At 41.0% G+C, this 18542-nt stretch carries 24 protein-coding genes; 20 read left to right on the top strand and 4 right to left on the bottom strand.

The features are described 5' to 3' along the window. Positions 1–127 precede the first annotated feature (127 nt). The 7 genes from FGG79_RS10465 (at position 128) to FGG79_RS21775 (ending at position 4738) form a co-directional block, all read left to right on the top strand. Complete coding sequence (locus FGG79_RS10465) at positions 128–766, top strand: class I SAM-dependent DNA methyltransferase (RefSeq protein WP_138778033.1); 639 nt, start codon at positions 128–130, stop codon at positions 764–766. A gap of 15 nt (positions 767–781) precedes the next feature. Beyond that, a complete protein-coding gene (mtnN, locus tag FGG79_RS10460) occupies positions 782–1474 on the top strand; it encodes a 5'-methylthioadenosine/S-adenosylhomocysteine nucleosidase (protein WP_138778031.1) in 693 nt (230 codons plus the stop codon). 134 nt (positions 1475–1608) lie between these two features. Continuing rightward, positions 1609–2532 carry a PLP-dependent cysteine synthase family protein gene (locus FGG79_RS10455; RefSeq protein ID WP_138778029.1) on the top strand — a complete coding sequence of 308 codons (924 nt, stop codon included), beginning with the start codon at positions 1609–1611 and terminating at the stop codon, positions 2530–2532. A gap of 2 nt (positions 2533–2534) precedes the next feature. Then, entirely contained in the window at positions 2535–3671 is a 1137-nt protein-coding gene (locus tag FGG79_RS10450; protein WP_138778028.1) for a bifunctional cystathionine gamma-lyase/homocysteine desulfhydrase, read from the top strand. A 102-nt stretch (positions 3672–3773) separates the two neighbouring features. Further along, positions 3774–4007 carry a YrhC family protein gene (locus FGG79_RS10445; RefSeq protein WP_171050890.1) on the top strand — a complete coding sequence of 78 codons (234 nt, stop codon included), beginning with the start codon at positions 3774–3776 and terminating at the stop codon, positions 4005–4007. Between the two features lie 407 nt (positions 4008–4414). Next, a complete protein-coding gene (locus FGG79_RS10440) occupies positions 4415–4555 on the top strand; it encodes a YrzI family small protein (RefSeq protein WP_138778024.1) in 141 nt (46 codons plus the stop codon). A gap of 27 nt (positions 4556–4582) precedes the next feature. Further along, complete coding sequence (locus FGG79_RS21775) at positions 4583–4738, top strand: hypothetical protein (protein WP_171050889.1); 156 nt, start codon at positions 4583–4585, stop codon at positions 4736–4738. 315 nt (positions 4739–5053) lie between these two features. Here the strand turns inward: FGG79_RS21775 and sigK are convergent, their stop codons facing one another. Next, positions 5054–5770, bottom strand: a complete 717-nt coding sequence (gene sigK / locus FGG79_RS10435; RefSeq protein WP_138778022.1) for an RNA polymerase sporulation sigma factor SigK — start codon at positions 5768–5770, stop codon at positions 5054–5056. 199 nt (positions 5771–5969) lie between these two features. On the opposite strand from sigK, the gene FGG79_RS21770 reads away from it, so the two are divergent. Continuing rightward, positions 5970–6110 (top strand): hypothetical protein, encoded by a 141-nt coding sequence (locus FGG79_RS21770; protein WP_171050888.1) that lies wholly within the window; start codon positions 5970–5972, stop codon positions 6108–6110. Between the two features lie 461 nt (positions 6111–6571). Here the strand turns inward: FGG79_RS21770 and pssA are convergent, their stop codons facing one another. Next, a complete protein-coding gene (gene pssA / locus FGG79_RS10430; RefSeq protein ID WP_138778020.1) occupies positions 6572–7111 on the bottom strand; it encodes a CDP-diacylglycerol--serine O-phosphatidyltransferase in 540 nt (179 codons plus the stop codon). 217 nt (positions 7112–7328) lie between these two features. Between pssA and FGG79_RS10425 the strand changes: the two genes are divergently transcribed. Next, a complete protein-coding gene (locus FGG79_RS10425; protein WP_138778018.1) occupies positions 7329–8120 on the top strand; it encodes a phosphatidylserine decarboxylase in 792 nt (263 codons plus the stop codon). 129 nt (positions 8121–8249) lie between these two features. Here FGG79_RS10425 and sda read toward each other — a convergent pair whose 3' ends face one another. Further along, complete coding sequence (gene sda, locus FGG79_RS10420) at positions 8250–8390, bottom strand: sporulation histidine kinase inhibitor Sda (protein WP_044339579.1); 141 nt, start codon at positions 8388–8390, stop codon at positions 8250–8252. Between the two features lie 447 nt (positions 8391–8837). Between sda and FGG79_RS10415 the strand changes: the two genes are divergently transcribed. Genes FGG79_RS10415 through FGG79_RS10380 form a run of 8 tightly spaced genes read left to right on the top strand, consistent with a single transcriptional unit; the run spans position 8838 to position 13843 of the window. Further along, positions 8838–9359 carry a YqeG family HAD IIIA-type phosphatase gene (locus FGG79_RS10415; RefSeq protein WP_138778016.1) on the top strand — a complete coding sequence of 174 codons (522 nt, stop codon included), beginning with the start codon at positions 8838–8840 and terminating at the stop codon, positions 9357–9359. Continuing rightward, positions 9356–10456 carry a ribosome biogenesis GTPase YqeH gene (yqeH, locus tag FGG79_RS10410; protein ID WP_138778014.1) on the top strand — a complete coding sequence of 367 codons (1101 nt, stop codon included), beginning with the start codon at positions 9356–9358 and terminating at the stop codon, positions 10454–10456. The genes FGG79_RS10415 and yqeH overlap by 4 nt, the downstream gene beginning before the upstream one ends. A 10-nt stretch (positions 10457–10466) precedes the next feature. After that, the gene (aroE, locus tag FGG79_RS10405; protein ID WP_276607962.1) at positions 10467–11297 is read left to right on the top strand and encodes a shikimate dehydrogenase; all 831 of its coding nucleotides are present in this window, start codon (positions 10467–10469) and stop codon (positions 11295–11297) included. Position 11298: 1 nt separating this feature from the next. Further along, positions 11299–11598 carry a ribosome assembly RNA-binding protein YhbY gene (yhbY, locus tag FGG79_RS10400; protein ID WP_138778012.1) on the top strand — a complete coding sequence of 100 codons (300 nt, stop codon included), beginning with the start codon at positions 11299–11301 and terminating at the stop codon, positions 11596–11598. 11 nt (positions 11599–11609) lie between these two features. Continuing rightward, the gene (locus FGG79_RS10395) at positions 11610–12179 is read left to right on the top strand and encodes a nicotinate-nucleotide adenylyltransferase (protein WP_138778010.1); all 570 of its coding nucleotides are present in this window, start codon (positions 11610–11612) and stop codon (positions 12177–12179) included. Next, positions 12172–12738 (top strand): bis(5'-nucleosyl)-tetraphosphatase (symmetrical) YqeK, encoded by a 567-nt coding sequence (gene yqeK / locus FGG79_RS10390; protein WP_138778008.1) that lies wholly within the window; start codon positions 12172–12174, stop codon positions 12736–12738. The genes FGG79_RS10395 and yqeK overlap by 8 nt, the downstream gene beginning before the upstream one ends. Positions 12739–12742: 4 nt before the next feature. Next, complete coding sequence (gene rsfS / locus FGG79_RS10385) at positions 12743–13096, top strand: ribosome silencing factor (protein WP_138778006.1); 354 nt, start codon at positions 12743–12745, stop codon at positions 13094–13096. Then, positions 13097–13843: a class I SAM-dependent DNA methyltransferase gene (locus FGG79_RS10380; RefSeq protein WP_138778004.1), complete on the top strand. Its 747-nt coding sequence runs from the start codon at positions 13097–13099 to the stop codon at positions 13841–13843. A gap of 145 nt (positions 13844–13988) precedes the next feature. Here FGG79_RS10380 and comER read toward each other — a convergent pair whose 3' ends face one another. Continuing rightward, a complete protein-coding gene (gene comER / locus FGG79_RS10375; RefSeq protein WP_138778002.1) occupies positions 13989–14810 on the bottom strand; it encodes a late competence protein ComER in 822 nt (273 codons plus the stop codon). Between the two features lie 80 nt (positions 14811–14890). Here comER and FGG79_RS10370 point away from each other — a divergent pair, with 80 nt between their 5' ends. From FGG79_RS10370 to FGG79_RS10360, 3 genes are all read left to right on the top strand, one after another. Then, positions 14891–15508, top strand: coding sequence for a helix-hairpin-helix domain-containing protein (locus FGG79_RS10370; protein WP_138778000.1), 618 nt, complete (start codon positions 14891–14893; stop codon positions 15506–15508). Between the two features lie 80 nt (positions 15509–15588). Next, positions 15589–16152, top strand: a complete 564-nt coding sequence (locus FGG79_RS10365) for a ComE operon protein 2 (RefSeq protein ID WP_138777998.1) — start codon at positions 15589–15591, stop codon at positions 16150–16152. A 16-nt stretch (positions 16153–16168) separates the two neighbouring features. Continuing rightward, on the top strand, positions 16169–18424 hold the full coding sequence (locus tag FGG79_RS10360; protein WP_171050887.1) for a DNA internalization-related competence protein ComEC/Rec2: 2256 nt from the start codon (positions 16169–16171) through the stop codon (positions 18422–18424). Positions 18425–18542 lie beyond the last annotated feature (118 nt).

Here is an 18542-nt window from a genome sequence, read left to right as displayed (position 1 = left end):
AAACTCTTTTTACAATTATTATTTGTTGAATTCGTCAGGAGAATATGATAATTTAATAACAGTTTTAATTTTAATTCATAGTATGTTTATAGGAATTATAAACTTAATGTAGCTGAGGTGCTAAACCATGGGTAGAGAATTTTTAGATCTGTTTCAGAATTGGGCAGATTCATATGATGATACAGTTACAGGGAAAGATGTTGAATATCAAGCGGTTTTCGAGCATTATGAAATGATCCTTGATGAAGTGGTCTTGCATTCAAAAGGCAGGGTGGTCGAATTCGGACCGGGCACTGGAAATCTTACAAAGAAATTGCTGGATGCTGGATTGGATGTTGTTCCTTTCGAACCTTCTCCAGAAATGAGAGCAATTGGAATGAAGAAACTCGGGGAACATGTGACATTCAGAGATGGAGATTTTCTTGACTTTTCATTAGAAGGAAAGGCGGATACGATCGTCAGTTCATATGCATTTCACCATTTAACAGATGAAGAAAAGGGAAAAGCTTTCGGCATCTATGGAAAGCTCCTAGTGCAAGGTGGTAAAATAGTATTTGCTGATACGATGTTCGAAACGGAGCAGCATTATCAAGCCACCATATCCCAAGCACTAACGAAAAAGTATAATAACCTTGCCGAAGATTTAAAGCGTGAGTATTACACCACTCTGGAAGTATTGGAAGAATTATTACATGAGAATGGGTTCTCGGTCCGTTTTAAGCAGGTGAATCACTTTGTGTGGATTATGGAGGCGACTAAACAGTAGAAAGAGGTTTTAACCATGAAAATCGCCATCATCGGAGCAATGGAAGAAGAAGTAGCCTTATTAAGAGAGAACATTTCAAACCCTACTGTGGAAACAATTGCAGGGTGTGAATATACAAGCGGTACTATGAATGACAAAGAAGTCATTTTACTTCGCTCGGGAATCGGAAAAGTGAATGCTGCGATGTCAACAGCTGTTCTTTTACAACACTTTAAACCGGACTGCATCATTAATACTGGGTCAGCAGGAGGATTCGATCCTTCGCTAAATGTTGGTGATGTTGTAATTTCCACAGAAGTGAGACACCATGATGTGGATGTAACGGCCTTCGGTTATGAGTATGGTCAGGTTCCACAGCTTCCTGCAGCCTTTCTAGCAGACGAGAAATTAAAACAAACGGCCATTGACAGCGTAAGAGAATTGGGAGATGCACAAGTGGTATCAGGATTAATTGCTACTGGAGATTCATTCATGAATGATCCTAAGCGTGTGGAAGCGATCCGTGACAAATTTATTGATCTACAGGCAGTTGAAATGGAAGCGGCAGCCATCGCGCAAGTGGCTCACCAGTTCCATGTACCTTTTGTCATTATTCGATCGCTTTCGGATATTGCCGGTAAGAAATCTGATATTTCATTTGATCAATACTTAGAAAAGGCGGCACTTCACTCTGCGAAAATGGTCATGAGCATTGTAAAGTCTGTCTAATAAAAGGTAAATACAGCTGACCCATTCGCCTTCTCCTCTCATCATATGATCGTGGACTTGTTCAATCGAGCATTCCATTCAACCGTCATGAGAGCTTGGCTAGTGGGTCCGTTTTGATTAAGGGGGGTGAATATATGGACGTGTATAAGAGTGTACATGATCTGATAGGGAATACACCGATTGTTGAACTTACACAATTCCCATTGAAGAAAGGTGTTCGCCTCTTTGCCAAATTGGAATTCTTTAATCCAGGTGGAAGTGTAAAGGATCGTTTAGGACTGGAATTAGTAAAAGACGCGGTTGAAAGCGGTAAAATAAAACCCGGTGGTACATTCATCGAACCGACTGCAGGGAACACGGGGATTGGCTTAGCATTGGCGTGCGTGAATTCAGGGTACAAAGTGATGTTCTGCATACCTGAAAAATTCAGCATCGAGAAACAAGAGCTGATGAAAGCATTGGGTGCAGCAATCGTTCATACTCCGACTGAAGAGGGTATGAAAGGAGCCATTGCAAAAGCGGATGAACTTGTGAAGGTGACCCCAAATTCCTATTCCCCACAGCAATTTGGGAATGAAGCCAATCCCAATACTTATTACAAAACATTGGGACCGGAGCTTTGGAAACAAATGGGTGGGAACATCGACACATTTGTGGCAGGAGCAGGCACTGGCGGAACGTTCATGGGAACTGCCCGATACTTAAAAGAAATGAGCGGAAACATTAAAACCGTAATTGTTGAACCGGAAGGATCCGTTTTGAATGGAGGGAAACCCGGACCTCATAAAACGGAAGGAATCGGGATGGAATTCCTGCCCGGCTATATGGATGCAGACTATTTTAATAGCATCCATACTGTAGCTGACGTTGACGCCTTTAAACGAGTAAAGGAACTGGCATTATTGGAAGGGCTGCTAGTAGGAAGCTCATCCGGAGCTGCTCTGCACGCAGCATTACAAGAAGCAGAAGAAGCTAAATCAGGAAGTCATATCGTAACGATCTTCCCCGATTCAAGTGAGCGATATTTAAGTAAGAAAATTTATGAAGGAGGAATTTAATCATGAAAAAGAAAACTCAATTAATTCACGGCGGTATCCCGACAGACCCTCAAACAGGCGCAGTATCTACACCTATCTATCAGGTGAGTACGTATAAGCAGGATGAAGTTGGAAAGCATAAAGGCTTTGAATATTCACGTTCAGGTAACCCTACTCGTCACGCACTTGAAGAACTTATTAAAGATCTTGAAGGTGGAGAAAAAGGCTTTGCATTCGGATCAGGGATGGCGGCCATTACAGCGGTTATGATGATGTTCAATAGTGGAGATCATATCGTGATGACAGATGATGTGTACGGAGGAACGTACCGTGTCATGACCAAAGTCTTAAACCGCATCGGCATCGAATCCACTTTCGTTGATTCAAGTGATATCACCAATATCGAACGTGCCATCCAACCGAATACTAAGGCAGTATACATTGAAACACCAACCAATCCATTATTGAAAATTACTGATATCGAGGCAGCTGCTTCATTAGCTAAGAAACACAATCTGTTAACTATTGTCGATAATACGTTCAGTACTCCTTATTGGCAAAACCCGCTAAGCCTTGGAGCGGATATCGTTCTTCACAGTGCAACGAAATACATCGGCGGACACAGTGACGTTGTCGCAGGGCTAGTCGTCGTGAACTCCGAAGAGCTTGCTGAAGAATTGTTCTTTGTTCAAAATTCTACAGGCGGGGTGCTTGGGCCACAAGATTCATGGTTGCTGATTCGTGGGATAAAAACATTGGGGTTACGAATGGAAGAGCATGAGGAAAACACAAAGAAAATCGTTGAGTTTCTTACCAGACATCCGAAAGTATCAAAGGTTTACTACCCGGGGTTAGAAAATCATCCAAATCACTCTATTGCGAAGAAGCAAGCTTCAGGCTTTGGGGGCATGGTATCATTTGATGTAGGAAGCGAAGAAAATGCAGACCGACTGTTAACAAACACCAAATACTTCACTTTGGCTGAAAGCCTTGGAGCTGTAGAAAGTTTAATTTCTGTTCCTGCCCGTATGACCCACGCCTCTATTCCAGCAGATCGTCGTAACGAACTCGGAATCACAGACGGATTGGTTCGTATTTCAGTAGGACTTGAAGATGTAGAAGACTTAATTGCTGATATTGAGAATGCCCTTTCCAAGTAAAGGAACCTGTGGCAGAACTGGTATCAATTACATGGTAATCTTCATGCTTACGTATGTTACCATAGAATGAGAGTTTACTAGTTCTAAAGTAGGTGAATGTACGTGGAGAACAAAAAGGCGATTCAACATAGAATTAATGATTTCAAGCGATATGGTTTTACATTGCTAGCATTAAGTGTCTTTATGTATTTAGGCGTCATCATTCCAACAGAAACGGTCACACCAGGCAAAATGGTCACTCTCATGACAGGGACCACTGTGTTGCTTGGGTTGTCACTCCTATTTTTCACAAAGGCCATCAAATATAAAAAAGATCTGCAATCTGTAGATGAATAGATGACAAAAAGCGGGCTCACTTCTAGAGCCCGCTTTTTTTACCGTCAAGCTTCAGTGGTTTTGGACATAGGGTTCTGCTTTTGAATGTGGAAATTTGTAGAAAAAATAATGAAGAAAAGAGTTTACTTATGATTGTAAATTGGATATACTAACCAATGTAAGAAAAAAATCACAAAAGGGAGGTCGAAGGAAATGTTCGTGCTTATTGGAAAAAAAGTCACAACTTCATATTGTTTTCATCATTCGACCACTTGTGGGATGCTCTAAGCTTAATTTTAATTTTATTAAATGATAGCCACAGGGAGAATGTAGATTCCTGTGGCTTTTTTGTGTCACAAGGATTGGTCTCTTTGTGGCTTTTTACTATGTCCTGAAGTATTTCAGCGACTTTGAAAGGGGTGATACGTATGACACTGAATCTTTTATTTATTACTGTCACATTCAATAAAAAACAGGAAACGTTTGAAGAAGCTTCACACAATGAAACAGTTTCTAAATGTTTTGAAGAAACGAAGACAAAGCAGCAATACATGTCGCAATTGTTTTAGACTCTGTATCAACTAATGGAGAGGGGAATGAATCATGATTTTTGTACAGGAGAAAAGGCTAAATGCGCTATGGGTAGAGAAGGATACTACCTAACGATTCTGAAGGTGGGTGGAACGATGTTTTTAAATATCATGATTTGGTCGGCTTTCTTCCATAATAAGAAGAAACGGGAAACCAAATAATCATAATGGGAGGGAGCTTCTTTGGAGGCTGCCCTTCTTTTTTTTATTTTTGTAGTTTTGGCACTCGGTAGTCACAGGTTTGTCAATTTTTAGTAATAAGATGTTCACGATTGGGAGGGGAATCTTTGTTTTTTGGTGATACATTAGTAGTAGGAAGAGCAAAGTACATGGCTAATAATGAGGGGGAGGGATTATGATGTTTTCTATGATAATGGGTCTTGTCCTGACATCTGCGATTGGGTTAATTATCTCTGCTGAAGTTAGTGTAGAGTAGGGAAAAAAAAGAAAAGCGATCCCAGGGTCGCTTTTCTTTTTTTACGATTTATTTCGCTTCTCTTTTTCTTCACGATAGAATTCATGAAACATTTTCATGAGGGCCCTTTTTTCGATCCGTGATACATAGCTTCTCGAGATTCCCAGTTCTTTCGCAATCTCTCTCTGGGTTTTTTCCTCTTTTAAATCCAGGCCGAAGCGTCCCACGATGACTTCTCTTTCTCTCTCGTCAAGGACACAAATATATTTGCGTACTTTTTCGAGCTCCATGCTTAATTGGATCGTATCAATGACATCATCGCTTTCCGATTTTAAAATATCAATCAAGCTGATTTCGTTCCCTTCCTTATCCTGACCGATGGGATCGTGAAGGGAAACATCTTTTTTGGTCTTCTTGAGGGCGCGCAGGTGCATGAGGATTTCATTCTCGATACATCTGGCAGCATAAGTAGCAAGCTTCGTTCCTTTTCCTTCTGAATAGCTTTCTATCGCTTTAATTAATCCGATGGTCCCGATGGAAATCAAATCTTCTGGGTCTTCTCCTGTGTTTTCGAATTTCTTGACGATGTGCGCAACCAATCTGAGATTATGTTCAATGAGCATGTTACGGGCGTGCTCATCCCCCTCTGCCATCAGACGTAAATATTTCCGTTCATCAGCAGCAGATAGTGGTTGAGGAAAGGCATTATTCTTAACGTAAGAGACGAGAAAGATTAACTCCTTAAAGAAATACCCCAGTGCTGTTAGAACTCCAGACATTTTTACACCTCCATTAAGGACTTATGCCTATACTCATTCATATGTCAAAAATGGAAGGTCTTTGCATGTCCGGAGAAAGTAATCAAAGAAAAGGAACATTTTCTTCCCGGATGAATTCTATAATAAAGGTGGAAACTGCCTATACGCTATAATCCTATCTACATATACTAATAGCAAAAGTGAGTGAGGAGGTATGGTCATGCCTTATGGATACCCGTGTTATGGTCCAGTTTATCCAGGTTGCTATGGTGGCGGCGGATTCTACTTTGCCCTTGTCGTCATCTTACTAATCCTACTTTTCCTATTCGGTGGCTGGTGGTACTACACCAACTGTTATTAGAAAAGCGGAGGGGCTTTGCCCAGAGGCGACAAGCATAAGACGAACCTGACGGAAAGGCGTACTTTGCCTTTTTGTCAGGTTCGTCTTATGACCTCGAGCCTCTAAGCCACGTAGCTGGACAGAGAAAAGCGGAGGCGGCTCGATCTGGCCCGACAAGCATAAGCTAAATCGACCGGAAAGGCGTCCTTTGCCTTTTTGGTCGATTTAGCTTATGACCTCGAGGGCCAAGCCGCCATAGCTGGACAACGAAAAGCGGAGGCGGCTCGATCTGGCCCGACAAGCATAAGAGGAATCGACCGGAAAGGCGTACTTTGCCTTTTTGGTCGATTTAGCTTATGACCTCGAGGGCCAAGCCGCCATAGCTAGACAGAGAAAAGCGGAGGCGACAAGCAATACTTGAGAAGTTCCACTTTCAATCAAAAGAGCCCAGTTCACAATGAACCGGGCTCTCATTTCAACGTTTACATTTTTTTTAGTGAAAATGGACTGATCATTAAAATGGAGAGAAGGATTGTCATACATACTAGTAGAACGCTTGAAACATAAGGAATCGCGAAATAGCACATCGTTATTAAACATCCAGCTACAGTAATGGGCAATCCTGTGAAATAGCCGTTATTTTCTGATATATTGAATCGGGCTAATCGATAAGCCCCGCAGCCTATATAAAGGATGGTGAAAAACATTCCAGGTACGTCAAACTGATGAAGGACAGCTGTATACATAAGCAAAGCAGGAGCAACACCAAATGAGACGATATCACTCATGGAATCAAGCTGCTTACCTAATTCCGACTCTATACTTAATTTTCTCGCGATCATTCCATCGAATCGGTCTGTCAGAGCGGCAATAAAAATGAGTATTAAACTTAGATTTAATTGATCATGAAGAATAGAAATGATAGCAAATCCACCCAACGACAGGTTGGATAAGGTAATAAGGTTGGCCGTTTGTGTTTTAAGTTTTTTGAATGTTTGATCGACGACGCCGGAGAGAAACAAGCAAAACTCACTCCTTTTATTTTGGTTTGTTCACTATTGAACATGATTAGTGACGTAAACTTTCTCATATAGAACCGAGAATCGTAGAACATGACAATTATTTCTACATTTCACAGTGAAAAAGATTCTTATACATATAGTATATAATAATATTTTATTATATACTTATTAAACTGTTAAAGTTAATCGTTTTTTACAAATTTGTGAGGGATACAATATGAAGCAATCCATTTATCGTCTATTTATTGAACTAACAAACAAGAAGTGGTCGTCTTATCTTATAAGAAAATTTGTTCAATCTCGATTGAGTCGTCCCTTTATTTCTTCGTTTATCAAAACCTACAAAATAAATGTAGATGAAATAGTTGGGCAGACAGGTGATTATAACACCTTGCACGACTTCTTTATTAGAAAACTGAAAAGTGATGCAAGAGTCGTACACTATAGCGACAAACAGGCGGTTAGTCCCGTTGACGGGTTAATGGCAAGTACCGGTATTATTTCTGATGATTTGATTATAGAGGTAAAGGGAAAATCTTATTCCATTCTGGATATGCTTGGAAATGAAGAGAAGGCGTTTGATTATAGCGGAGGGGAATTTGCCGTGTTTTATCTGAGCCCTGCAAATTATCACCGCATACACAGTCCTTTGTCAGGTACTATTCTCGGCAGGTGGTCCCTTGGACAGCATTCTTACCCCGTTAATGAGCTGGGGTTAAGGTATGGTAGAGAGGCGCTTTCAAAGAATTTCCGCTCGATAACGGAACTAAAGGCTGAAAAAGGAAAAGTAGCTGTCGTGAAAGTAGGCGCAATGTTTGTCAACAGCGTTGATTATACTCATGATCGAAAAGAATGGTCGCAAGGAGAAGAAGTCGCATATTTTAGCTTCGGCTCGACGGTGATCCTCCTGTTCGAAAGAGATACGTTCCGATTCTCGGAAAATAAAGAAGTACCAAGAAATGTAGTGGTAGGGGAAACGATTGGAGATTTCATTATAAAGGCTGAGTAACGGGATGATTGATTTGGTGTGGGGAGTGGAAATCACTCCATTCTTTTGTATCGGAGTTCTACCCTAGAACTGCCTTGTATAAAAAGAGGACGGATTTTATATAAATCCGTCCCATTTCATGTTAGTATTCTACGAAGTAGCTTTAATTTTATTAGTAAGAGATCGACGGTGAATTTCCATTTCGATGAGGCGAATGAATTCTGTATTGAGTTTCAACTCCAACGCTTTGAAATAAGAATCTATCAACAGTTCGTCCGATAACTTCCTCATTAAGGCCACCTCCAGTAAACATCTTTTTTTATTTCGATACATCATGTCCATACGTTTTTAAGTAGTAATTAAACTTTACCAAAATTTTTTTTTTAGAACAAGCGTTCCGTTATCCACAGTTCGTAGTGGATAAGTTGTGACTAACTTGTATATAACTGGTAAATAAGCGGTATTTTTGTTCTGTATAATGTGAATAAGGTTATCCACAACCTTGATGAAAAATGGAATTTTGTCGAAAAATATTTATTTTTATCAGGAATAATGGTGATCTTTTCGGAATATATATGATTTTTTTTGAATCTGTATGAAATATTGGTTATCATTAATCTGATATAGGTAAAGGTATATTATAGTTAAAGTGCGTAAACATGTGATAGCTCTCTATTAAGTAAGGGTACAAGATGGCATTCATCTATATAATCGATAAGGAAATTTGAGGTGTAGCAAGTGATTAAGCAGTTTTTACCGAATGAACAGGTTCAAGATATTTTTAGTATCACCCCAGAACATTTAAAGGAAAAAGGAATTAAAGCGATTATTACGGACTTGGATAATACGTTAGTTGAGTGGGATCGTCCAAATGCCACTCCAAAGTTAATTCAGTGGTTCAAAGGGATGCAGGAGCAAGGCATCCTTGTGACAATCGTATCGAATAATAATAGAAGCCGTGTGGGAGCATTCGCTGAGCCTTTGGGTGTTCCGTTTATATTTCAAGCTCGAAAGCCGATGGGACGTGCTTTCAAAAAGGCGATTGAGCAGATGAGTGTAAAGAGAGAAGAGGCCGTTGTCATAGGAGATCAGCTATTAACAGACGTTTTAGGCGGGAATCGGAGTGGTTTCCATACGATTCTTGTGGTACCTGTAGCTCAATCAGATGGGTTTGTGACAAAGTTCAATCGTCAAGTAGAAAGAAGAATTATGAAGTTTTTCAAGCGTAAAGGCATGCTTGAGTGGGAGGATAAAAAGTGAGTCAAGTTGTATGTATAGGTTGTGGCGTTGAAATCCAGACGGAAAATAAGGAAGGAATGGGGTATGCACCACCTTCAGCTCTTCAAAAAGATGAGATTATTTGTCAACGCTGTTTTAGATTAAAGCACTATAATGAAGTCCAGGATGTGCCGTTGACAGATGATGACTTCTTGAAAATATTAAATGAACTTGGAAACTCGGAAGGCTTGATTGTTAAAGTCGTTGATATTTTTGACTTTAATGGAAGCTGGCTTCCGGGATTGCATCGGTTCGTCGGTTCTAATCCGATCCTTCTGATTGGGAACAAAGTGGATCTGCTTCCGAAGTCGGTAAAGCCTTCCAAACTGATTCATTGGATGAAACATGAAGCAAGCCAACTAGGCTTAAAGCCAATTGATGTTCAGTTGGTAAGTGCTTCCAAAGGTCAGGGGATTGCTGAAGCAATCGAAGCGATTGAAGAATACCGAAATGGGAAGGACGTTTATGTGGTGGGTTGTACGAACGTAGGGAAATCCACGTTCATTAACCGTATCATTAAACATGTCTCAGGAGAACAAGATGTCATTACGACTTCCCATTTTCCGGGTACCACTCTTGATATGATTCAAATTCCGTTAGATGATGACGGATCGCTCATCGATACGCCGGGAATCATTAATCATCATCAGATGGCTCATTTTGTTGATAAACAAGATTTGAAATTCATTACTCCAAAAAAAGAAATCAAGCCGAGAACCTTCCAGTTGAACATGGAACAAACTTTGTTCTTCGGTGGGTTGGCACGCTTTGATTTCATGGCTGGCGAACGACAACCATTCACTTGCTACTTCTCAAATGAGCTTTCCATCCATCGTACGAAGATTGAAAAGGCAGATGAGCTCTATAAGAATCATGCAGGTGAACTGTTGCAGCCGCCAAGGAAAGATGATATGGATGAATTCCCTCCTCTTGTGAGGCATGAATTTAAGATAAAAGAGGCGAAAACGGATATCGTTTTCTCGGGGCTAGGATGGATTACAGTGAATGATGCTGGAGCCACTATTGCTGCCCATGTTCCAAAAGGCGTAAGTGTCTTCTTGAGAAAATCATTAATTTAGGAGGGATCCTGTGGCTCTTTATGGTGTTATAGGAGATCCGATTGCTCACTCCATGTCTCCCCTGATGCATACTAGTGCTTTCCAGGAGAGTGGGGTAGAAGCTACTTACGTTAAATTTCACGTGAAGAAAGAAGACCTTCCCCAAGCCATACATGGAATCAAAGCCCTCGGGATCCAAGGGGTGAATGTGACGGTTCCTCATAAGGAACAGGTCATAGGTCTTCTAGATGAAATCGATCCTTTAGCAGAAGCAATCGGTGCGGTCAATACGATTGTCAATGAAAATGGAAAACTGATCGGGTATAATACAGACGGCCTCGGTTATGTTGAAGGCCTAAAAAATATAGCCGATGATCAACTTGAAACGAAAGCAATGCTCGTCATTGGCGCCGGTGGTGCAGCGAGAGCCATTTATTATTCCCTGGCGTCACTTGGCGTGAAAAGGATAGATGTAACGAACAGAACGGCAGAGAGAGCTGAAAAGATGATAGCATCGTGTCCGTTTGCGTTAAATTCGGCTTTCCTTGCTCTAGAAGAAGCTGAAACCAATTTGCACCATTATGACGTTATCATTCAGACGACATCGATCGGGATGTTTCCTCATATAGAAGACAGTCCATTAACGATTAAACAATTAAAACCGGGAAGCATCGTTAGTGATATTATCTATAACCCTTTGGAAACATCAATACTGAAGCAGGCGGAAGAGAAAGGTGCACGTACTCAAAATGGACTTGATATGTTCGTTTATCAAGGAGCACTCTCATTTGAAAAATGGACAGGAACCTTTCCTTCCTATTCAATAATGAAAAACACTGTTTTACAACAATTAGGAGGTTAACATGTTAACAGGTAAACAAAAAAGATTTTTACGTTCAGAAGCCCATCATTTAAATCCAGTCTTCCAAGTAGGAAAAGGCGGAGTGAATGATAATATGATTAAAACCATCGGAGAAGCAATTGAAATAAGAGAGTTAATGAAAATTAGCATTCTTCAAAATTGCGATATGGATAAGTCCGATGTGGCTGATCAGCTATCCAAAGGTGTCGGGGCGGAAGTTGTGCAAGTAATTGGAAATACAATCGTTCTCTACAAGGAATCGAAAGAAAATAAGCAACTAATCCTACCACGTTCACGATAAGGATTGATACGATGAAGAAAAAGGTAGGGCTCCTGGGGGGGACATTCAATCCCCCTCATATGGGCCATTTGGTCATTGCCGAGCAAGTGTTGGAGAAAGCAGGTTTGGATGAAATTCGCTTTCTTCCTAATCATGTGCCGCCTCATAAACAAGCCGATGAACGTGTTTCGGTGAATCAACGGGTCGTTATGCTTCAAAAAGCGATCAAGGGTCACCCCCGGTTTTCCCTGGAACAGATCGAGCTGGAAAGAGCGGGTGCCTCCTATACTTATGATACCATCAAGCTATTGATGGAGAGGGAAGAGACTACCGAATTTTCATTCATTATAGGCGGAGATATGATTGAGTATCTTCCGAAATGGCATAGGATCGAAGAACTTCAGAAGATGGTGAAGTTCATCGGGGTGAATCGGCCGACCTATGCTCATGAGACTCCGTTTGATGTGCAATTGGTAGAAGTGCCAAACATAGATCTTTCTTCTTCTTACATTCGCGATACAGTGAAAAAGGGACAATCTGTCCGCTATTTAGTTCCAGATGATGTGTATCGATTCATTAAGAAGGAGGGGTTGTATGAATAGAGAAAAAGCTTTGGAAATCGTGAAGGAACATTTAACGAATCATCGCTACGTTCACACATGTGGTGTGATGGAAACGAGCATAGAGCTTGCGAAACGATATGGTGCCGATGAAAAAAAGGCAGAAATTGCGGCAATTTTCCATGACTATGCTAAATTTCGTGATAAAAAGGAAATGGAAAGAATCATCATCGGAGAGAATTTGCCTCAGGACCTTTTGGTGTATAATAGCGAGCTATGGCATGCGCCAGTTGGGGCAATGCTTGTACAGCGAGAGGTAGGAATTGAAGATGAGGACATCTTAAATGCCATTCGCTTTCATACTTCAGGAAAAGAGGAGATGACCACTCTTGATAAGGTGATTTATCTAGCCGATTATATTGAGCCAAATCGTCAATTCCCTGGAGTAGAAGAAGTAAGGGAGCTTTCTAAAGAATCATTGGACCTGGCGCTCATTAAATCCCTTCAAAACACGATAACCTTTCTTTTGAAAAAAGATCAAGCGATTTATCCAGATACATTCCGTTTTTATAACGGATTAATAATCAACCAGAGGAGATGAAGGAATGGAACAAAACTTAGTAGAATTAGCGTATAAAGCCGCTGATGATAAACGAGCTGAAGATATTGTTGTATTAGATATGAAAGGTGTTTCTTTAATTAGTGATTATTTTCTGATTTGTCACGGGAACTCAGACAAACAGGTACAGGCAATTGCCCGCGAATTAAAGGATTCAGCAGAGGAAAAAGGGTACACGGTCAAACGCTTGGAAGGCTTTGATCAAGCACGCTGGATTTTAGTTGACCTAGGAGATGTAGTCGCTCACGTGTTCCATAAAGATGAAAGAGGCTATTATAATCTTGAACGCCTGTGGGGAGATGCATCATTTGTCGAGGTTGGACAAGGTGAGAACAGCTAAATGAGTTATGAACGTTTTGCTTATGTATATGATTATTTAATGCAGGACGTCCCATATGACGGCTGGTTGAAGTATGTAAACAAACAGGCAGCAGACTATTCGATTCAAGGGAACAAGGTCCTTGACATCGCTTGTGGAACAGGTGAATTAACGCTAAAGCTTGCAGTGGAGGGTTATGATGTCACCGGTGTTGATTTATCTCAAGACATGCTCATGATCGCTCAGGAAAAGGCTTCTGCCCTGAATGAAAAGATTCACTTATTCCAACAGGACATGTCAGAGCTTGATTCCCTTGGAGAATACGATATTATTACCATTTTTTGTGATTCTTTGAATTACCTTGAAGCTGAACAAGACGTAAAGAATACGTTTAATAGTGTATTTGCTCATCTGAAACAGGATGGTCTATTTCTGTTCGACGTGCACTCGATTTTTAAAATGACTCAAATCTTCATCAACCAAACCTTTACCCTTTCGGATGAACAGGTTTCATACATTTGGGATTGCTTCCCTGGGGATGTTCCGAATAGTGTTGAGCACGAACTGACTTTTTTCGTGAAAGATGAAGAGACAAGGCAGTATGAAAGAGTGGAAGAACTGCACAAACAACGCACCTACCCTATTCTGACATTAAAGGAATGGTTAACAAGTAGCGGATTCGATGTGTTGAATATCACTGCGGACTTTACAGAAGAATCTCCCTCAGACCAGAGTGAGAGAATATTCTTTGCATGTAAGAAGAAATAAAAAAAGCCGGATCCTCTCTGAAAAGAGAATGATCCGGCTTTTTTGATTGTTTGATTTCGGACATTTAGTTAGATGGTAACAAAGAAAACGATAGATAAAAGAAGGAAAAGATCAACTTATGTCGAATATAAAAAAAGGAGTCTCTCTAGACTCCAAATTGTGATTTCGTTCCTTCAATATCATCCACGAATTTTTCCTGTGTGCCTTCAAATAACTTCTCGAATACATCTCCTAATTCTCTTTCCATCACTGAGATTCCGATTCCGGTGACTCCGCCTTTCACACAAACTTTCTCTTGAAGTGTCGGTAATGTGTAAATCTTTTTCTTTAATAAGTCCCCAAGGCCAACGAGCATTTCAGATGCCAGAACGGTAGCCGTTTCACTATCTATTTCGGTTACTTCCACAGCAGCGTCAATAAATCGTTGAGTCACATAACTGAAAAAAGCAGGTCCGCAGCTGACTATGTCAGAAGCCACCCTGGTCACATTCTCATCAATCACAACAGGGGTAGAAATATGCTCAACAAGGCTCGTTAATTCCCGCCTCCATTTATCTGAACAATGACTACCATAAGTTAAAAGGGACACTCCGCTAAGTGCACGGTTGGTTATACTTGGAATAAAACGTGCGCAAGAACTGGATAATAACGACTCTAACTGATCTACACTTACTGGACTCGTTATCGACACTGCGCATTTATCCTCTGAGAAGCCATTCTTATTCTCCATAATGACATCATATACATCATGGGGTTTCACACACAGGAAGATCAAATCAGACGCCTCAATTACTTCTTCGTTTGAACCCATCACATTTATAGTGGGACATTTTTCTTGTATTGCCTCTGCTTTATTTAATGATCGATTTGTAATATGAAGATGCGAAGGAGCAATCGCCTTTGATTCAATGAGAGCTTCAATTATGATTTTCCCCATGTTTCCGGTTCCAATGATACCTATTTTCATGTGCAGCCCTCCTTCTATGACACTCTCTCCTAAAACTTATGAATTCCTTTCAATGAATATTCCATTAGAGGTGATTTCACGTGCAGTCCATAATCGAAAAGTATAGATCAGTTCTTGTTATCTTTGTCATTTGTGTAGCCCTCCTGATTGCATTTATATTGAAAAATGCTTCCGGTTCTCCTGTTGAGGAACCTTCCTTCACGGCGGCATCAGTGGAAGAAGAGGTAGTGGAGCCTGAACAAGTGAAAGAGCCTGAAAGAGTATATGTTGACGTTAAGGGAGAGGTGGCTAAGCCGGGATTGTATGAAGTGAGGAAAGGAGACCGGTTGAAATTTGTGATTGACAGAGCTGGGGGATTTACAGAAGCAGCGGATGAGAAAGTGATGAACCTGGCCGTAAAGGTGATAGATGAAATGATGATCTATGTACCAAAGGTAGGTGAGGTCGAAACACATCCAGAATTGCTGACACCTTTTCCGACATCTGAGAGCAACAATGCAAATAGTAAGCTCAATATCAATACAGCCACTCAGGAGGAATTTGAAACGCTTCCTGGAATTGGACCGGCCAAAGCGGCAACCTTTGTCCAATACAGGGAAGAAAATGGTCCGTTCGCTTCCATAGAAGATATTCAAAACATTTCAGGAATCGGTGAAAAAACGTTCGAAAAATTAAAAGAACATATTTTCGTCCAATGAATTGACGAAACGCAGGAAATCTTTATACACTTATACAAGCATCAAAAAATAAACCGTAAAGCACAGAGGGGAGAATGAGAATGGAACGAATCGCTTGGCATCAATATTTCATGGCTCAAAGTCAGCTCCTTGCATTGCGCAGTACATGCACGAGGCTCGCAGTGGGCGCTACCATCGTTCGGGATAAACGAATCATAGCAGGGGGCTACAATGGCTCCATAGCCGGTGGAGACCATTGTATAGATGAAGGATGCTATGTGATCGATAATCATTGCGTGAGGACCATTCACGCTGAAATGAATGCCTTGCTTCAATGTTCCAAGTTCGGCGTGGGGACAGAGAATGCAGATATTTATGTAACTCACTTTCCTTGCCTGCAGTGCTGCAAGGCACTTATTCAGGCAGGAATCAAGACGGTCTATTATGCAAAAGATTATAAAAATCATCCATACGCCATCGAACTATTCGAAAAGGCAAATGTCCAGGTGGAAAAAGTACCGTTTCAGGAAAACAGCATCGACGTGAAACACAGAGAAAAAGCTTCCTTGATGATTCAATTGATCGAAGATTTGAGAAATCAAGGTGTTGCAAAAGAGAAGCTCCATTATTACGAGCAGGAATACATAAAACTGTTTGATGAATAGGGGGATTTGCTTCTATTTGGCGTTATCCATACTATCCGGGACGTTACTAGCGCTTCATTTTCAATGGGGTGCTGTCGTCCTTTCCCTTCTACTCTTATCTCTATTCCTCCGAAAAATGTCCCGCACCGTTCTTATGCTTTCTTGCTTCTTCCTGTCGCTTTCGTTCTTCAACGCTACTTTTCAAGAAAAGAATCACCATACAACCCTTTCTGTAGAACCTAGACCAAGCCCCTATTCCGTATATGTAGAGGAAATTCCGACCATTGATGGGAAATCCTTTGTTTCTCTCGTTAATGTACAGGGTGAGAGAGTCCTGCTTCGCTATTCCTTCACATCGGAGGTAGAGAAGGGGCAATTTCAAGAAATTCAGCCCGGGGATTTATGTCGGGTAAGAGGGGAACTGGGAGAACCAAAGCAGGGGAAGAACCCGAACTTGTTTGATTATCAAAACTATTTGTCCCAACGAGGTGTTTTTTGGATACTTGATGTAAAGGACTTTGGGGAATGCGTGGATAAAAGTACGTGGAAACATACTCTGACACATATGCGCTATCATGGGTTGAAGAGAATTGAACGGACTTTTCCGCCGACAACGGTCGGTGTGACCCAGGCGCTGATTTTTGGGGAAACCCACAGGGTTGCACAGGATAGTATGAAAGCATTCAGGGATCTCGGAGTTGTTCATTTACTCGCAATTTCAGGTCTTCACGTTGGAATTCTATTCGCTGTTTTGTATTATTTCCTATTAAGGATCGGTATGACGAAGGGAATGGCTTCGTGGGTAGGAATTATTTTTCTTCTCTGTTACATTGTATTGACCGGTGCATCTCCCTCTGTAATTCGGTCCTCCATCATGTTGGTTGTTCTGCTTCTGGGTAAAAAAGCAGCTCTAAATGTAAGCGTGATCGATAGCTTATCCCTTGTGTTTCTCTTCATTGTCTTATACGAACCCTACTCTGTTTTCAATGTTGGCTTTCAGCTTTCGTTCATGGTTAGTTTTTCCCTTGTCATGTCCTCAGGAGCTATATTAAATGAATCTTCCTCCATCAGGCAATTGTTTATGGTAACCTTCGTTGCCCAGTTATCCTCCCTCCCCATTGTGATCTATCATTTCTATGAATTTCCTTTGATCGGATTTCTCACCAATCTTCTCTATGTTCCGCTCTTTTCCGTCATCATCCTCCCACTATGCATACTTACCTTTTTCCTTACATCTTATTTATCCATGGATTCGTTATTTGTTATTTATCAATTTTTGCTTGATGGTATTCAAGAAGTCTCTTCCTTACTCGCTTCGGTTCCTTTTTGCACCCTGGTGATCGGGAAACCGCCATTTCTTTTTACGCTAGGGTACCTTCTCATTATTTACATTGTGTTTGTTGGAGTCGAAAAAAAGAAAACCATTTCTTCTTTTGGATTCCTGCTTCTTTATATCGTGTTTCACATGACAGTTATCACTTATAATCCATACGGAGAAATTGTTTTTATCGATGTAGGTCAGGGTGACGCCACGTTAATTAGACTGCCTTATAATCGAGGGACTTACCTGATTGATACGGGAGGTGAAGTGCAGTTTAAAAAGGAAAAATGGGAGGAAAGAAATGAGCCCTTTTCTGTAGGAGAAGACATCGTAGTCCCGTTCTTAAAAAGTAAAGGAATCACCACCATTGACACATTGGTCCTTACCCACGGGGATATGGACCATATTGGTGGGGCTGAAGCGGTATTGAGGGAAATGAAAGTGAGAGAAGTAATGATCAGTCCAAATAGCCAGGAGAAGGTGGAAGTGAAGAAAATTGTGGGGATGGCTCAAAGGAAAAGAATTCCGGTGAAAGAAGTTATGTACCCAAACAATTGGCGGGGTGATAAGTATGGGTTACATATTGTTTCTCCACAGGATAGAGTATATGAAGGGAACAACGACTCGATTGTAATATATGGGGAAATCGGTAGACTGAAATGGTTATTTACAGGGGATCTCGAGGAGCAGGGTGAAAGAGCATTCATTGAAACGTTCGATCTGCCGGTAGATGTGTTGAAAGTTGGGCACCATGGCAGCAATACGAGTACAACGGAAGCGTTTCTTGAAGATACGAATCCCTCCATGGCGGTTATCTCTGCTGGAGAATCCAATCGATTTGGGCACCCTCATCCAAACGTTTTGGAACGATTAAGTGAAAGAGGTATGACGATTTATAACACGGCGAAGGATGGGGCAATCACCTATCGATTTAGGGAGAAAAAAGGAACGTTTTCTGCCCATCTCCCATAGGATGTAGAACAAACCAAATGAAGCGCTAATGAAAAAGGGGCAGACCTATCACAAAGAGTCGGGCGTCTTCAAACCATCTTTATGATACTCGCTCAATACCAGTACCATATATGGAAAT

The sequence above is a fragment of the Bacillus sp. BHET2 genome (assembly GCF_005938125.1).
Classification (GTDB): Bacteria; Bacillota; Bacilli; order Bacillales; family Bacillaceae_B; genus Rossellomorea.
The sequence above is the reverse complement of the archived record's forward strand: the minus strand, read 5'-3'. Positions and strand labels throughout refer to the sequence as shown.

Bases quoted from the DNA above. Each gene is read 5' to 3' on its own strand.
- yhbY (WP_138778012.1), top strand. From the start codon at position 11,299: ATGTTAACAGGTAAACAAAAAAGATTTTTACGTTCAGAAGCCCATCAT.
- FGG79_RS10380 (WP_138778004.1), top strand. From the start codon at position 13,097: ATGAGTTATGAACGTTTTGCTTATGTATATGATTATTTAATGCAGGAC.
- mtnN (WP_138778031.1), top strand. From the start codon at position 782: ATGAAAATCGCCATCATCGGAGCAATGGAAGAAGAAGTAGCCTTATTA.
- rsfS (WP_138778006.1), top strand. From the start codon at position 12,743: ATGGAACAAAACTTAGTAGAATTAGCGTATAAAGCCGCTGATGATAAA.
- comER (WP_138778002.1), bottom strand. From the start codon at position 14,810: ATGAAAATAGGTATCATTGGAACCGGAAACATGGGGAAAATCATAATT.
- FGG79_RS21775 (WP_171050889.1), top strand. From the start codon at position 4,583: ATGAATCATGATTTTTGTACAGGAGAAAAGGCTAAATGCGCTATGGGT.
- FGG79_RS10365 (WP_138777998.1), top strand. From the start codon at position 15,589: ATGGAACGAATCGCTTGGCATCAATATTTCATGGCTCAAAGTCAGCTC.
- yqeK (WP_138778008.1), top strand. From the start codon at position 12,172: ATGAATAGAGAAAAAGCTTTGGAAATCGTGAAGGAACATTTAACGAAT.
- FGG79_RS10455 (WP_138778029.1), top strand. From the start codon at position 1,609: ATGGACGTGTATAAGAGTGTACATGATCTGATAGGGAATACACCGATT.
- FGG79_RS10425 (WP_138778018.1), top strand. From the start codon at position 7,329: ATGAAGCAATCCATTTATCGTCTATTTATTGAACTAACAAACAAGAAG.
- FGG79_RS10465 (WP_138778033.1), top strand. From the start codon at position 128: ATGGGTAGAGAATTTTTAGATCTGTTTCAGAATTGGGCAGATTCATAT.
- FGG79_RS10450 (WP_138778028.1), top strand. From the start codon at position 2,535: ATGAAAAAGAAAACTCAATTAATTCACGGCGGTATCCCGACAGACCCT.
- FGG79_RS10440 (WP_138778024.1), top strand. From the start codon at position 4,415: ATGACACTGAATCTTTTATTTATTACTGTCACATTCAATAAAAAACAG.
- sigK (WP_138778022.1), bottom strand. From the start codon at position 5,770: ATGTCTGGAGTTCTAACAGCACTGGGGTATTTCTTTAAGGAGTTAATC.
- sda (WP_044339579.1), bottom strand. From the start codon at position 8,390: ATGAGGAAGTTATCGGACGAACTGTTGATAGATTCTTATTTCAAAGCG.
- FGG79_RS21770 (WP_171050888.1), top strand. From the start codon at position 5,970: ATGCCTTATGGATACCCGTGTTATGGTCCAGTTTATCCAGGTTGCTAT.
- FGG79_RS10395 (WP_138778010.1), top strand. From the start codon at position 11,610: ATGAAGAAAAAGGTAGGGCTCCTGGGGGGGACATTCAATCCCCCTCAT.